The organism is Streptomyces chiangmaiensis (assembly GCF_036281785.1).
GTDB lineage: Bacteria > Actinomycetota > Actinomycetes > Streptomycetales > Streptomycetaceae > Streptomyces > Streptomyces chiangmaiensis.
In genome coordinates, this window is the sequence record NZ_JAYWVC010000209.1 from 1 (window position 1) to 13,420 (window position 13,420).

Here is a 13,420-nt window from a genome sequence, read left to right on the forward strand (position 1 = left end):
TCGGACACCTTATGGAACCGGTGACTCGCGGCTAGAACCCTGCAGGTTCGCCCGTCTCCTGCGCTGGTCTTGCGCCCGAGCCCTCGACCGTGGTCGTTCTGCCCGGCGGGCAGAACGGGGCGAACGTCACGTCATCGTGCCGTTGCCCCTTCGGGTCCTCGGTGGGGACAATTCTCACGCCGTGGCGTGGCCGGCTCCCGTTCGGGCGGTCGCCGTACCTGTCGAAGAACCTCTCGCCTGGAGCTGTGTTGGTGCGCAGCCTTGCCACAACACAAAAGCGAGCACATGCTCCTGAATACGGAGCTTCTCGCTCAGGTAAGGAATGAAATACCCATGGATTTCAAGCTGGACCTCATCGTGCTACCCGTCTCCGACGTCGATCGGGCCAGAGCCTTTTACCAGGCACTGGGTTTCCGCCTGGACGTCGACTACACGGATGGTGACGACTTCCGGTTCGTCCACTTCACGCCGCCTGGCTCGGAGTGTTCGATCGTCTTCGGGAAGGGGCTGACCTCTGCCGCGCCGGGCTCGATCCAGGCCGTGCATCTCGTCGCGTCCGACATCGAGGAAGCCCGAGCGGAGCTCCTCGGTCGTGGTATCGAGGTGAGCGAGGTATCCCACGACGTCGTCCACATACACAAGGCCGGAGAGGTCATACACCACGGCGCGGGCCCGGAGCGGGGGGCCAACCCGCTCCCCGCCCATGTCGACTACGGCCCCTTCGCCACCTTCAGCGACCCGGACGGCAACGGCTGGGTCCTGGAAGAAGTCAAGCCGCGCGCCCTCGGCGGCGAGGAAGGTGCAGATTTTGACACATTCTAACTGGACCTCTAATATCCATTTATGCGAACAGGTAAGGGCGTTGAGTGGGCGGTGCACACACTGCTCAACCTGGGGTGGCTGGGGGGCGGCGAGCCGGTGGCGACTGCGGAGCTGGCCGCTGGTCACGATCTGTCGCCGTCCTACCTGAACAAGCAGCTGCAGCAGCTGGTTAAGGCGGGGCTGCTGGAATCCGTGCCGGGTGCGCGGGGCGGCTTCCGGCTGGCCCGTCCCCTGGAGGCGGTGTCGATGCTGGACGTGGTTCTTGCCATCGAGGGCGACGAGCCTTTGTTCCGCTGCGCCGAGATCCGTCGCTGTGGCACCATCGCCGAGCGATTGCCAGACAGCAGCTTTGCTCGGCCGTGCACGGTGAACAGCGCCATGCACCGGGCCGAAGCGGCCTGGCGTAAGGCGCTGGCCGAGCAGAGTCTTGCCGATGTGCAGGCGGAGGCGGAGGCACACGCTCCCACGTTGGCGTCGCACGTACGCCGGGGGCTTGGGCGCGACTGATCCTTTGTCTGCGCTGCGTGGCTGCACAGATTTTGCCGATGTGATCCTGGATTAAACAGCTCCTGATTGGCTTCGCAGGAGCCGGAGATATCAGGACTGGCCAATAGGCGATCAGCCTGACCGGCCTCTCATGCGCCGCACCTCGCGGGAGGGGATAGTCGTCCACCCGGAGCGTGCGCGGCGCACATCGCGCCGGTAGCGGCAGCCGCAGCAATGCGAGCTTCTGGTGCGCACCGAGTTCGGGCTGCTGCACGTCAAGCCCGGAGATGTCGCGCTGATCCCGCGCCGCGTGCGGTTCCAGGTGGGACTGCTGGACGCGGTCGCCCATGGCTGTGTCGCCGAGAACTTCGGCCGTCTGGTCGCTCTGCCCGAACTCGGCCCGCTCGGTGTCAACGGTCTGACGAACCCGCAGCACTTCCGAACCCAGGTCGCGGCCTACGAGGACATCGAACGCCCGGTGGTGGCTGTCAAGTACAGCGGAGAGCTGTGGAGTTCGGTCTACGGCCACTCGCCGCTGGACGTCGTGGCCTGGCATGGCAACCATGTGCCCTAGGACGGTCGCGGTGCGCGTCTGTCCCGGCGGCCGGCCAGTTCCTCATCGTCGACGAGCGTGAGCATGGGCCGGGCCATGGGGCCCATTCGGATGGGGCCGAAGACGGATAGACGGCTCGGAGCAGCTTGCCGCAGGGGGAACACGCTCACACAAGGGCGGCGGACAGAGCGGGGGTTGGCTCCTGGCCGCACGCAGGGTGGTCAGGAGCCGGCGATCCTTGTGGCACGTACAAGGTCTGGGCACCCCCGGGGATGCCGGGTGTGGCTGTCAGGCTGGTCAGGCGTTGACTTCCTCCTCGGACCAGGTGTCGTGGTAGTCGGCGAGCTCGAGGATGGCTTCGGCGTCGTCGACCGGGGGGTAGATCCATTCGGCGTTGATCTGCTGCTTGAGCGCCTTGCCCTGCTCTCCGGTCTTCTGGACGATCCGGTCCCAGCCCGTGGTGACCACCGCGCCGGCGGGTCCAGGTCCAGACACGTGACGTAGGGGTTCGGGGCGAAGGGCACCGGGTCCAGCCCGAGGACGTCGGCAGCCACATTGTGGCCGGCGAACTTGCCCAGCGGGATGGCGTGCTGGCAGCTCTGCATCACCATGTGCCCCGCTTCGGCCACAGCCGCTGCCGTGTCACCCGCCGCGAACACCTCCGGCGCTCCGAGAACGCGCAGGAACTCATCCACTCGCAGTCGCCCGCCCCGGTCTCGCTCGCCGGGGATGAACCGGGTGAGCGGGCTGGCCGCCATCCCGGCCGTCCAGATCACGGTGGAGGCGGGGAGGAGTTCACCGTCAGAGAGCTCGACCTCGCTGTCGGAGACCCGCTCGACCGTCGTGCCCAGACGCAGCTCGACTCCGAGATCACTCAGGGCAGAGCCAATGTGCGGGCGCGGGCTTTCGCCCAGCTCGGGACCGAGAGCGTCGGCGCGCTCCACCAAAACAACGCGTATGTCATCGGCGTCGCCGGCCACTTCGCGCAGTCGGGCGGTCAGTTCCGTCGCTGTCTCCAAACCGGTGAAGCCCGCTCCGATGACGACCGCGGTGAAGCGTCCGGGCGTCGCCGGGTGCTGCGGCAGGCGTCGCACGTGGTGGTCGAGGGACGCGGCGGCGTCCAGGGTATCCACGTCGAAGATCCACTGGGAGCCGGGGATCGCCGGGCGCACGAGCTGACTGCCGGTGGCCAGCACCAATCGGTCATAGCTCAGCACGGTATTGCGGCCACTTCGGTCGACTGCGGTCACCGTCCGGGTGGTGGTGTCGATGTCGGTGACGGTCGCGGCGATCCGCCGCACTCCGATCGGACCGAGCACACGGTCGAGCGCTACCCGCTTCCCCTCTGGATCGGCTTCGTAGAGCCGCGGACGGATTACAAGGTCATCGCCGCTGCTGACCACTGTCACCTGCAGTTGCGACCGCGGCACGCCGTGGGCGCGTGCCGCACGTACGGCGGCGGCGGCGCTCCACACACCGGCAAACCCACCACCAATAACCAGGATATTTTTCATCTAGATTCACCTCCACAAAGAACGCGCGGTCACGCCGCGCGGGAAAAAGGATCAGTCGCGCCCAAGCGCCTGGCGAACATGTGCCGCCACGGCGGGAGCGCAACCTGGCGGAGGGTGCCGGCCGAGTCGAGTCTCGCCGACGTGCAGGCTGAGGCACGCTCGCCCACTCGTCACCCTTGCCGTTCGCATATCTGGATACTAAGCATCCAGATTCCGATCCGTCAAAACGTCCATCCGATGCCTGGCAAGGGGACGTCCCGCTTTAACGGGGGTGGGGAATCGCCTCTCGAAACTGCCCTGACCTCAGCTTTCTGCACGGATATGCGCTGTTGACCTGACCCCCACGATCCGCAGCCACCGGACCTGTCGCGTGCGCATATGGATCATGTGACTGCGGCCAGGAGGGATCGCCGGTTCTCTGGCGGCGTCTATGGCTTCGGGCCCCCGTGGTGCGGTGCCCGAAGTACCGCCGCGCTCGGGCTGCCCGGGCCGAAGTGTCGGCCGTTTTCCCATACGGCTGCGCCAAACAGACGTCGCGTGCCGCAGGGTCTTCGACCTGGAGAGAATCTCGCGCCTCTGGGCTGTCACACCCATATGGGTCACCTCGTCTCCCTGATGAGAAAACAGGGCGGGACGGACGAAAGGAGACCCTGTGGGCCTGTATGAGCCCTGCCGAGACAGCCCCGGAGACGTACCAGGCCTTCCCCGAGGCCGACGCCGCGATCCGCAAGGGACCGCTCGACGCGACGCTGCGTGAGCTGGTCAAGATGCGGGCGTCGCGGCTCAACGGCTGCTTGAGCCCTTCGGTCCGGCAAGGTTTTCCGTATTCGAGAGTCATGAAGAAATGGCTCGCGCACTTGCTGCGATCCCGCCCGGCACGAACTCCGCGCAACATGGTGGCTCCGTGGCCAACGGCGTGACCCCTTTCTGGATGTTCCCCTGCTTGTGACTGTGCCGGCCATGCATTCATGCAGGACAACAGCCATTTCACCAGGCACGAAGACGCCCGGAACGTCGACCAGCGAGGGGGAAAGACCACGCGATCAGTAGGAAAAGGGTCAGAGAATCAAGGCGACTCACCGTAGCTAAGACCTCACGTAGCCCGAGGATCTGCCTGAATCGGACGGCAGAGTCCCACACCGTCCACAGAAGGGAAAACGATGAACGGCCCTGAGGGCACGTCCCTGGAGATGATTGATGCCGCGATAGCGATGATCGACGCTGAAGGGACGATCGTCGGATGGACGCAGGCCGCCCAAAGGCTGCTCGGCTACCCGGCCCGTGATGTCGTGGGCTGCTCCGCTGCGATCCTCTTGACCTCTGCCGAGGACCGGGCGAAGGCAGCAACGGTCGCGGAGCAGTGCCGTGCCGGGGCTGGCTGGTACGGCCTGGCGGAGATCCGTCACCGCGACGGCCGCAAGCTCACCGTGCGCCTGCGCGTCGAGCGGCTGTCGGGGCAGGGTCGCGAGGCCCTCTGGCTCGTCTCGGCGATCGGCAGGACCGCGATCGCCTCGCTGGCGACGTCCGGATCGTTGGCGATGCCGATTCCGGTGGCGGTCCACCTGCTTCCCAGCCTGCCGATCGGCGTTGTCCTGCGTGACACGGAGCTACGCTGCACCTGGCTGAACGCGACCTGGGAGCTTGATGGTGGCATCCCGGTCCGACAGCGGCTGGGGCTCCGGTTGACGGAGGAAGCGCCCGGCTCGGATTCCGAAGCGCTGGAAGTAGCGATGCGACAGGTACTGGAGACCGGCACCCCGGCGATCGACGTGGAATACCGGATGTCGCTGCCGAAGAAACTGGGCCGGGAACGAGCCCTCGCAGTCTCCTACTCCCGTCTGGAGGACGCGGATGGCCATGCGCTGGGCGTGTGCGGCATCGTCGTGGATGTCACCTCGTATCAGCGGGCGCACGAGCGCATCGCCATCCTGAGCCAGGCCACCTGCCGGATCGGCAGCACCCTGGACGTGATGCAGACCGCGCAGGAAGTGGCCGATTTCGCTGTGCCGCTCCTTGCGGACCATGCCACGGTCGAGCTCGCGGAGTCCGTGCCCCTCGGCGAGGCACCACCGCACCGCGTCGGCCCGACGGGGGGGTGCATTCCCGCCTTCCGGCGGGCCGGTCTGGCCGCCATCCGCTCGGGAGCCACAGAGCCCCTGTTCGCGCGGGGAGAGCCGGTTTTCGTCCCGCCGATCTCTCCCTACACAGCAGTGTTGTCTTCCGGCAGATCCCACCTGGACCCGGTGCTGGACACCTCCTCCGGCACGTGGCTGGACCAGGACCCTGTGCGCGCGAAATGGCTGCGCGAGGACGGGACGCACTCCTTGATGATCGTGCCGATCCACGTGCGCGGCTCGGTATTGGGCATCGCCACGTTCGCCCGCACCAAGGACCCGGTGCCCTTCGATGCGGACGACCTGCTCCTGGCCGAGGAACTCGTGGGCCTGGCTGCGCTGCCCCTGGACAACGCACGCCAGTACGAGCGTGAACGCTGCGTGGCCTTGGCCCTGCAGCGTCATCTGCTGCCCGACCGTGCCACGGGCGGGCCGGCAGCGGAGGTGGCCTGGCGCTATCTGCCTGCCGACAGCCACCATGGCGTCGGGGGCGACTGGTTCGATGTGATCCCGCTGTCCGGCGCCCGCATCGCGCTGGTCGTCGGCGACGTGGTCGGGCATGGAATCAATGCCGTGGCCACCATGGGCCAGCTGCGCACCGCCGTGCACACCCTGGCCCATATGGACCTGTCTCCCGCAGAACTGCTGGCCCACCTCGACGAGCTGGTCGTCCGCCTCGGCGGGGACGACGACGCAGAAGACCTGGCAACCGTGGGCATCGGGGCCACGTGTCTGTACGCCGTGTACGACCCGGTGACCCGGCGGTGCACGATGGCACGGGCCGGGCACCCCCCGCCCGCGATCATCGACCCGCACGGCGGTCTCACCTTCCCCGACCTGCCCGCCGGAACCCCGCTCGGCCTTGGGCTGGCCCTCTTCGAGTCCGTGACGATGGAACTGCCCGAGGGAAGCGTGCTCGCCCTCTACACCGACGGCCTGATCGAGGCCCGCGACCAGGACATCGACGTCGGCATGGACCGCCTGGGCGCCGCCCTGGCATGCCCCGGTCTCCCCCTGGACGACCTCTGCTCGACGGTGGTGGATGCGCTGCCCACGCAGGCGCCGGGCGACGATGCCACCCTGCTCCTCGCCCGAACCCGCTCACTGGGCCCGGACCGGACCGCCTCGTGGGAGTTTCCCGCCCACCCAGCCGTCGTCGGCCGGGCCCGGGCCCTGGCCACTCGCCGCCTGGCCGAGTGGGGACTGGGGCACCTGGCCGAGTCGACGGAACTGATCGTCAGCGAGTTGGTCACCAATGCCGTCCGTCACGGCGCCGGCCCGATCCGACTGCGCCTGATGCGCCACCAGTTCCTGACCTGTGAGGTGTACGACACCGGCTGCCGCTCCCCGCGCCTGCGCCACCCCCGCACCACCGACGAGAACGGACGCGGCCTGTTCCTCGTCGCCCAGCTGAGCCGCAATTGGGGCACCCGCCACACACCGGACGGCAAACTCATCTGGGTCGAGCAGCAGCTGACTCCCCACGCATGAGAGCCTTTTGGCGGTGCGGGCCGAACGGGGGCGGTCGTCTCTGCCTGGGCCCGGCCCCGCACACGGCGGGCCTGGAGCAGCGGGCGCAGGCGGGGGGACTGGGCCGCCGGCGTCCCCGTGGGGATCAGGTGAAGTTGGCGCCGCCATCACGGTCTGGTCCGCGTTGCGCTACGGCCGACACTCCATAGCGCTGTCCTTTGGCGGGCAGTCATCCTGCTCGATACGGTCGATGATCTTGTCGGCGACGGTGCGTAGACCGCGCAGCTCGGTGGGGTCGAGGACGTCGTAGACGAGCTTGCGTACCCGGGCCACGTGTCCGGGGGCGGCCTCGACGAGATGGGCGTAGCCCGCATCGGTGAGGATTGCGTGGGTGTAGCGGCCGTTGGTGGGGTCGGGCTCACGGCGCACATAGCCACGTTTTTCCAGCCTGTTGATCAGATGGGAGAGCCGGGACAGCTCGGAGTTGGCGAGAACGGCCAGGTCGCTCATGCGCATCCGGCGCTCCGGCTGATCTGACAGACCGGCGAGGACGTAGTACTCGACGAAGCTCAGCTGTGCGTCCCGTTGCAGCTGCGCCCCGAGAGCGGTGGGCAACATGTACAGCAGCTGGCAGAACGAGTACCACGTCTCCAGCTCCGCCGGGGTCAGCCAGCGCGGCTGATGGGTCGAGGTCGGAAGGCGTTCGGGCGTCATGTCCGGAGTGTACGTACACGGCCAACAGTTGAAGTTTCATCTTTCATCGTCTAGCGTGACGCATGAAGGTTCAAGTGAGAGGGAATCGTAGTGGCTGCCGACGTTTACCCGCAGGGCGAGTACGTCATCGACTCGTCCCGCTCCAGCATCGCTTTCTCAACCAAGCACCTGTTCGGCCTGGGCGCCGTCCACGGCAGCTTCGCGCTGCGCTCGGGGACCGTGTCCATCGCTGAACCTCTTACCGACTCGGACGTGAGGGCCGTCGCGGATGCCACCAGCTTCACCAGTGGTCATCCCGCGCGCGACCGAAAGGTGCTGTCGGAGGCGCTTCTGGATGTCGCCAACCACCCGGACATCGACTTCACCTCCACCAGCGCCTACCGTGACGCCACCGGCACGTGGAGGCTGGTTGGCCTCCTGACTGCCCGTGGCGTCGGGGCCCCGGTCGTATTCACCGTGACAGAGACGCAGACGCTCGACGACGAGCTGACGCTCACCGCCACGGCAACCGTCGATCGCTATGCCCACCGCATCACCGCCATGAAGGGCCTGGCGGGCCGTTACCTGCGGCTCAATGCCGTCATTTACGCCCGCCGCGCATCCGCCGGTTCCGCTCTCCGCGGACCGGCCCATCAAGGAGAAGAACACCACATGAGCGACTTGAAGATCGCCGTCATCCTCGGTAGCACCCGGCCCGGCCGCAACGGCAAGGCCGTCGCCGACTGGGTGGTGGACAGGGCGGGCGCACGAACCGGCGCCGAGTACGAACTGGTCGACCTTGCCGACTACCCCCTGCCCCACCTGGACGAGGCCATCCCGCCGTCCATGGGTCAGTACCAGGGCGACCACACCAAGGCCTGGGCCGAGAAGATTGCCGGGTTCGACGGGTACATCTTCGTCACTCCCGAGTACAACCACTCCACCTCCGGCGTGCTGAAGAACGCGATCGACTACCTGTACGGGGAGTGGAACAACAAGGCCGCCGCCTTCGTCTCCTACGGGTCCCTCGGTGGCGCGCGGGCCATCGAGCACCTGCGTGCCGTGGCCAGCGAACTGCAGCTGGCCCACGTGCGCCAGCAGCTGTCCTTCTCGCTGTTCACCGACTTCGAAAACTTCTCCGTCTTCAAGCCCGGCGAGCAGCACGACGACGCCGCGACCAACCTGTTCGAACAGCTGGAGTCCTGGGCGCGCGCCATGAAGACCGTTCGCGCCTGACCTCTCCGCCCACCGACGGACAAGCCGCGAGCAACACAGCGCCGCTGATGCGGCCGGCCCAGCCGGCCGCATCAGCGGCGCACCGGCACACAGCCCTCGAACCCCTGGTCCCGGTGGCTGCAGGCACCCTCGCCGGTCACGGGTCGTGAGCTCTACCTACCCAAGTCCTGGACCCACGACCGCGCACGCTGCCAAGCAGGCCGCATCCCCGACAAATGCGGCTTCAGCACCAAGAACGACCTCGTCCGCGCCATGATCGAGCGGACCCTGGCCTCCCCGCTCCCCTTCGCCTGGGTCACCGCAGACTCCGCCTGTCGCCAGGGACTCCCGTGTCCACCGCTTCCGGGAGGACGACGGCCTCTTCCATGTCGTCGCCGTGCCCAAGTCCCAGCAGGTCCACGGCCCTCGCATCGACCATCTCATCAGCCAGGCCCCGCCCTAGCCATGGCCGCGCTTGTCCGCGGGGCGGGCAGCAACGGCATCATGACCTCTCGTGCTGCTACGCCTGGCCTTGTGGGGCTCAACTGCTGCGCCGGGAGACCGCCAAGGATGCCGATGGCGTAACCGGGAAGACGCTGCTCCAGCGGCGGCGCAGTATCAGCGACCTCGATCTTGCGCGGCCCAGCCCACCCGGTCCTGGCCTGCGGCTGAAAGCAAGGTGGTCTTCTTTGCCGGCCGTCTGCGCGGATCCCGAGCTCGGATGATTACGCTGGGTCTGCAAGCTGGAGGAGGTTGCGATCTGTATGGGCGACGGGCACGCGTCTGAACGGTCCGAGCAGGAGGACACGCTTGGAGCCGAATGGGAGAGGCACCGGCCGGCGGTTTTCGGCGTGGCCTACCGGCTGCTGGGCGGTGTGGCCGATGCCGAGGACGTGACCCAGGACGTGTGGCTGCGGGCGGCCGGAACAGATCTTCAAAACATCGATGATCTGCGGGCCTGGCTGGTGACGGTGGCCGCACGGCGGTCGTACGACATTCTCAAGAGCGCCCGTTTCCGCCGGGAGACCTATGTCGGGCCGTGGCTGCCGGATCCGCTGCTGACAGGGCCGGAAGCATCCGAGCCGGTCCTCGTCGATGAGTCCGTCAGCTCGGCAATGCTCCTGATCATGGAGGAGTTGAGCCCGCCGGAGCGGGTGGCCTTCGTCCTGCACGATGTCTTCGGTCTTGAGTTCGGCCGGATCGCCGAAGTGCTGGATGTCTCCGTGCCAAGTGCCCGGCAACTGGCCTCCCGGGCGCGGCGGCGGGTGGCCAAGGCGAAGCAGTCTTCGCCGCGGGCGTCGAAGGCGGAGCGGGAACGTGTGCTGGCGGTCTTTCGCGCCGCCTACGAGGCCGGGGATCTGGCCGGCCTGGTCAGGCTGCTGCACCCGGACGTCGTCTACGTCACCGACGGCGGCGGCAAGGCCGCCGCGGCGCGCAAGCCGATCCATGGCGGTGTGCGCGTCGCTGAGGTGATGGTGCGCGTGGGCCGCCAGTGGCGTCCGGACCGCATCGACCTCGTCGAGGTCGGCGGCGAGCTCGCCCTGGTGTTCCACCGGGAGGGCCACGTCTACTCCGTGGACACGCTGCAGATCACAGACGGTCTGATCACCGCATACCGCAGGGTCATCAACCCGGACAAGCTTTCTCACGTCTGAGCCGTCACACCCCGAGGGGCTTCCTCGTCTCCCTGATGAGAACCAGAACGGGACGGACGAAGGAACGCTCGTGAGCAGATGAGATCGATCATGCCGGTCGGCATGCGTCCACCTGTTGCGTTCCTCCGACGACGAGCCGCGATGCGTCCTGCGTGTGAACGGGCTGCGCGCTCGAGCACCCCTCCCCAGGAAGGACCCTTATGCAAGCCATCACTGTTCGAGACCGCGAAGCCGGTCTCGCCGGGTTGTCCCTGACGGACATGCCCTACCCCCACGCGGCCGAGAACGACGTCATCGTCCGGGTGCACGCGGCGGGCTTCACCCCTGGAGAGCTGGACTGGCCGGCCACGTGGACCGATCGCGCCGGCCGCGACCGCACGCCGAGCGTGCCCGGGCACGAGTTGTCGGGTGTCGTCGTAGAGTTGGGGTTCGGCACGACCGGTTTGAGTGTCGGCCAGCGGGTGTTCGGCATGGCTGACTGGGCCCGCAACGGCTCGCTCGCCGAGTACGCCGCGGTGGAGGCCCGCAATCTCGCGCCGCTGCCGGCGGACGTCGACCACACCCTGGCCGCCGCACTGCCGATCTCCGGCCTGACCGCCTGGCAGGGCCTGTTCGACCACGGCCGCCTGGCCTCAGGCCAGACCGTCCTGATCCACGGCGCCACGGGTGGTGTCGGCTCCATCGCGGTACAGCTCGCCCGCGAGGCCGGCGCCCGTGTCATCGGCACCGGCCGGTCCGCCGACCGGGGCAGGGCGCTTGCACTGGGCGTCGACACCTTCCTGGACCTGCAGACGGAGAAGCTGGAGGGCATCGGCGAGGCCGATGTCGTGTTCGATGTGATCGGCGGAGACATTCTCGACCGATCAGCCGCCCTGGTCCGGGCGGGCGGCACGCTCGTCACCATCGCCATGCCGCCCAAGGTTCAGCCCAGGGACGGGCGGGCGGTGTTCTTCGTCGTCGAACCCGACCGCACCCGGCTCATCGAGCTCGCCACGCGACTGAGGGACGGCCGGCTCAAGCCGGTCGTCGGCGCCGTACGGCCGCTCGCCGAAGCACCCGACGCGCTCGCCCCCGCCAAGCGCACCCCGGGCAAGACGATCATCCGCGTCACGGAAGACCGAACAGGAGACCCATCGTGATCACCATGCGGATCGCCGGTGGCCTGCTGGCCCTCGCCGCGCTGACTACGGCCACGGCCTGCTCCGCCTCGGACCAGGACACCCACGCCAAGACGCCGACCGCGGCCGCGGCCGTGGCATCGGCCGTGGCATCGGAGCACCCCGTCGAAACCCTCAAGCCGCTCCACCAGCAGGCCCTCCCGAATGTGAAGGGCAAGACGTTCACCTCGGCGGTCGTCGACTTCCCGCCCGACGCACATGCGATGCCCCACCGGCACGGCAATGCGTTCACCTACGCCTACGTCCTCGAAGGCACCGTGCGCAGCAAGCTCGCCGGCGAGCCCCTGAGCACCTACCGCCAGGGCGAGAACTGGGTCGAGCAGCCGGGTGCCCATCACGTCCTCACCGAGAACGCCAGCCGGACCGAACGGGCCAAGCTCCTGGTCGTCTTCATCTCCAACACCGGAGACGAGCTCAAGGTCGACGACCCGAGGTCGTAGCCCGACTTGTGCGGGAGCGGCAACGTGCCCGCACGAACTCACCGACCCTCCCGGAACACAGTCCACCGGCCACCAAACGCGCCCGAAGTGCACGGCGCAGGCCACACACCCGAATCGAAGGAACCATGACCAACACGCAGCGCGTCAACATCGGCAAGCAGCACCCGAGTTCCTACAAGACCCTCATCGCCTTGTCGGCGGAGGTGGAAGAGTCCGCCGCTGCGGCAGGCCTTGACCCGCTCCTGATCGAGCTGTTGAAGATCCGTGCCTCCCAGATCAACGGCTGCGCGTTCTGTCTGCGCATGCACACCCGCGACGCTCTGAAGAAGGGCGAAAACTCCGACCGGATCGCCGTGCTGCCCGGATGGGAGGAGACCGGCTACTTCTCCGAGACAGACCGCGCCGCCCTCCGCTTGACCGAGGCGGTGACGCGTGTGTCGGACGGGCACGTCAGCGACGAGGACTACAACGCCGCCGCGGCCGTACTCTCCGCAGACCAGATCTCGGCGGTCGCCTGGCTGGCAACGGTGATGAACGCCTTCAACCGCGTCGCGATCACCAGCCGGTACCCCGTCGGCGGCTGACCTCGACGGCGATGCGGACTGCAGCGGGCGCCTCCACCGTCGTGAAGGTGATGGCGGTATCAGTGAGGAGCACGTGGCACCTCAATATGCGAGCTCACCAGCCCCATGGCCAACCCACACGGCCCCACTAGGGACTGTCATTGGTTGTGGTCAAGCCTGTGGTGGGGTGCCGGTCCGGTAGGACTGCGGTGTGACGCGTGCTCAACTCACCAGTAACAAACGGGAGTTCATTGGGTCGTTTCTGCCGGTCGGCAGGTTCGGCTCGTATCCGGGGCGGCTGGGTGAGCAGTTCGTGATCTGGTGGTTCCGTACCGGCAGCCAGTGGCGGGAGACGCCCGAGTGGTTCGGCGCCTGGCAAACGGTCTGCAACCGATTCGTGCGATGGCGGGGCGCGGGCGTCTTCCGGACCCTGCTGGACAGGGCGGTCGCCGAGGCCACCCGCAGAGGCGAGATCGGCATGTCCCTGGTCAGCGTGGACTCCACCACGGCACGGGCGCATCACGGCGCGGCCGGCATGCGGGTCGGCGGAGAGACCCGGGCCGCGGTGGAGGAGGCGGCCTTGCAAAAGGGGCGCGTGCGAGCAACCAGGCGGGCAGGACGGCGAAAGTGATCCGATCCGTGCCGAACGGATCTGGTGTTGACCTACGAGCAGAGGGAATCATGCGTGAGATTGTGATCGTCGGTGGCGGCTACGCG

The 13,420-nt window shown here is 67.6% G+C and carries 12 protein-coding genes and 4 pseudogenes; 13 read left to right on the forward strand and 3 right to left on the reverse strand.

All coding sequences use genetic code 11. From position 1 onward, the window contains the following. Nucleotides 1-333: 333 nt before the first annotated feature. From VXC91_RS35955 to VXC91_RS35965, 3 genes and pseudogenes are all read left to right on the forward strand, one after another. A complete protein-coding gene (locus VXC91_RS35955; RefSeq protein ID WP_329511553.1) occupies nucleotides 334-822 on the forward strand; it encodes a VOC family protein in 489 nt (162 codons plus the stop codon). 21 nt (nucleotides 823-843) lie between these two features. After that, nucleotides 844-1,329 (forward strand): RrF2 family transcriptional regulator, encoded by a 486-nt coding sequence (locus VXC91_RS35960; protein WP_329511554.1) that lies wholly within the window; start codon nucleotides 844-846, stop codon nucleotides 1,327-1,329. Between the two features lie 217 nt (nucleotides 1,330-1,546). Continuing rightward, nucleotides 1,547-1,882 (forward strand): annotated as a pseudogene (locus VXC91_RS35965) (homogentisate 1,2-dioxygenase); the annotation flags it as partial. Between the two features lie 276 nt (nucleotides 1,883-2,158). Here VXC91_RS35965 and VXC91_RS35970 read toward each other — a convergent pair. Both VXC91_RS35970 and VXC91_RS35975 read right to left on the reverse strand, forming a co-directional pair. After that, nucleotides 2,159-2,356, reverse strand: a complete 198-nt coding sequence (locus tag VXC91_RS35970) for a hypothetical protein (protein WP_329511565.1) — start codon at nucleotides 2,354-2,356, stop codon at nucleotides 2,159-2,161. A 146-nt stretch (nucleotides 2,357-2,502) separates the two neighbouring features. Continuing rightward, a pseudogene (locus VXC91_RS35975) lies at nucleotides 2,503-3,375 on the reverse strand (NAD(P)/FAD-dependent oxidoreductase); the annotation flags it as partial. Between the two features lie 662 nt (nucleotides 3,376-4,037). On the opposite strand from VXC91_RS35975, the gene VXC91_RS35980 reads away from it, so the two are divergent. Both VXC91_RS35980 and VXC91_RS35985 read left to right on the forward strand, forming a co-directional pair. Next, nucleotides 4,038-4,295 carry a carboxymuconolactone decarboxylase family protein gene (locus VXC91_RS35980; RefSeq protein WP_329511555.1) on the forward strand — a complete coding sequence of 86 codons (258 nt, stop codon included), beginning with the start codon at nucleotides 4,038-4,040 and terminating at the stop codon, nucleotides 4,293-4,295. Between the two features lie 240 nt (nucleotides 4,296-4,535). After that, complete coding sequence (locus VXC91_RS35985) at nucleotides 4,536-6,980, forward strand: SpoIIE family protein phosphatase (RefSeq protein ID WP_329511556.1); 2,445 nt, start codon at nucleotides 4,536-4,538, stop codon at nucleotides 6,978-6,980. Nucleotides 6,981-7,148: 168 nt separating this feature from the next. On the opposite strand, the gene VXC91_RS35990 is transcribed toward VXC91_RS35985, so the two are convergent. Further along, entirely contained in the window at nucleotides 7,149-7,673 is a 525-nt protein-coding gene (locus VXC91_RS35990) for a MarR family winged helix-turn-helix transcriptional regulator (protein ID WP_329511557.1), read from the reverse strand. A 90-nt stretch (nucleotides 7,674-7,763) separates the two neighbouring features. Between VXC91_RS35990 and VXC91_RS35995 the strand changes: the two are divergent. The 8 genes and pseudogenes from VXC91_RS35995 to VXC91_RS36030 form a co-directional block, all read left to right on the forward strand. Further along, nucleotides 7,764-8,201: pseudogene (locus VXC91_RS35995) on the forward strand (YceI family protein); the annotation flags it as partial. Between the two features lie 123 nt (nucleotides 8,202-8,324). Continuing rightward, nucleotides 8,325-8,888: an NADPH-dependent FMN reductase gene (locus VXC91_RS36000; protein WP_329511562.1), complete on the forward strand. Its 564-nt coding sequence runs from the start codon at nucleotides 8,325-8,327 to the stop codon at nucleotides 8,886-8,888. A gap of 144 nt (nucleotides 8,889-9,032) precedes the next feature. Then, nucleotides 9,033-9,327: pseudogene (locus tag VXC91_RS36005) on the forward strand (transposase); the annotation flags it as partial. Nucleotides 9,328-9,631: 304 nt separating this feature from the next. Continuing rightward, complete coding sequence (sigJ, locus tag VXC91_RS36010; RefSeq protein WP_329511558.1) at nucleotides 9,632-10,522, forward strand: RNA polymerase sigma factor SigJ; 891 nt, start codon at nucleotides 9,632-9,634, stop codon at nucleotides 10,520-10,522. A 200-nt stretch (nucleotides 10,523-10,722) separates the two neighbouring features. Then, the gene (locus tag VXC91_RS36015; protein WP_329511559.1) at nucleotides 10,723-11,661 is read left to right on the forward strand and encodes an NADP-dependent oxidoreductase; all 939 of its coding nucleotides are present in this window, start codon (nucleotides 10,723-10,725) and stop codon (nucleotides 11,659-11,661) included. A 5-nt stretch (nucleotides 11,662-11,666) separates the two neighbouring features. After that, a complete protein-coding gene (locus VXC91_RS36020) occupies nucleotides 11,667-12,140 on the forward strand; it encodes a cupin domain-containing protein (RefSeq protein ID WP_329511564.1) in 474 nt (157 codons plus the stop codon). A gap of 125 nt (nucleotides 12,141-12,265) precedes the next feature. Further along, a complete protein-coding gene (locus VXC91_RS36025; RefSeq protein ID WP_329511560.1) occupies nucleotides 12,266-12,724 on the forward strand; it encodes a carboxymuconolactone decarboxylase family protein in 459 nt (152 codons plus the stop codon). A 190-nt stretch (nucleotides 12,725-12,914) separates the two neighbouring features. After that, a complete protein-coding gene (locus VXC91_RS36030) occupies nucleotides 12,915-13,334 on the forward strand; it encodes a transposase (protein ID WP_329511561.1) in 420 nt (139 codons plus the stop codon). The last annotated feature ends 86 nt before the right edge of the window (nucleotides 13,335-13,420 follow it).

What these genes read in the sequence shown, in the direction of transcription:
- VXC91_RS36015 (WP_329511559.1), top strand. Translation starts at nt 10,723, where the DNA reads ATGCAAGCCATCACTGTTCGAGACCGCGAAGCCGGTCTCGCCGGGTTG.
- VXC91_RS35980 (WP_329511555.1), top strand. Translation starts at nt 4,038, where the DNA reads ATGAGCCCTGCCGAGACAGCCCCGGAGACGTACCAGGCCTTCCCCGAG.
- VXC91_RS36020 (WP_329511564.1), top strand. Translation starts at nt 11,667, where the DNA reads ATGCGGATCGCCGGTGGCCTGCTGGCCCTCGCCGCGCTGACTACGGCC.
- VXC91_RS35985 (WP_329511556.1), top strand. Translation starts at nt 4,536, where the DNA reads ATGAACGGCCCTGAGGGCACGTCCCTGGAGATGATTGATGCCGCGATA.
- VXC91_RS35960 (WP_329511554.1), top strand. Translation starts at nt 844, where the DNA reads ATGCGAACAGGTAAGGGCGTTGAGTGGGCGGTGCACACACTGCTCAAC.
- VXC91_RS36025 (WP_329511560.1), top strand. Translation starts at nt 12,266, where the DNA reads ATGACCAACACGCAGCGCGTCAACATCGGCAAGCAGCACCCGAGTTCC.
- sigJ (WP_329511558.1), top strand. Translation starts at nt 9,632, where the DNA reads ATGGGCGACGGGCACGCGTCTGAACGGTCCGAGCAGGAGGACACGCTT.
- VXC91_RS35955 (WP_329511553.1), top strand. Translation starts at nt 334, where the DNA reads ATGGATTTCAAGCTGGACCTCATCGTGCTACCCGTCTCCGACGTCGAT.
- VXC91_RS36000 (WP_329511562.1), top strand. Translation starts at nt 8,325, where the DNA reads ATGAGCGACTTGAAGATCGCCGTCATCCTCGGTAGCACCCGGCCCGGC.
- VXC91_RS35990 (WP_329511557.1), bottom strand. Translation starts at nt 7,673, where the DNA reads ATGACGCCCGAACGCCTTCCGACCTCGACCCATCAGCCGCGCTGGCTG.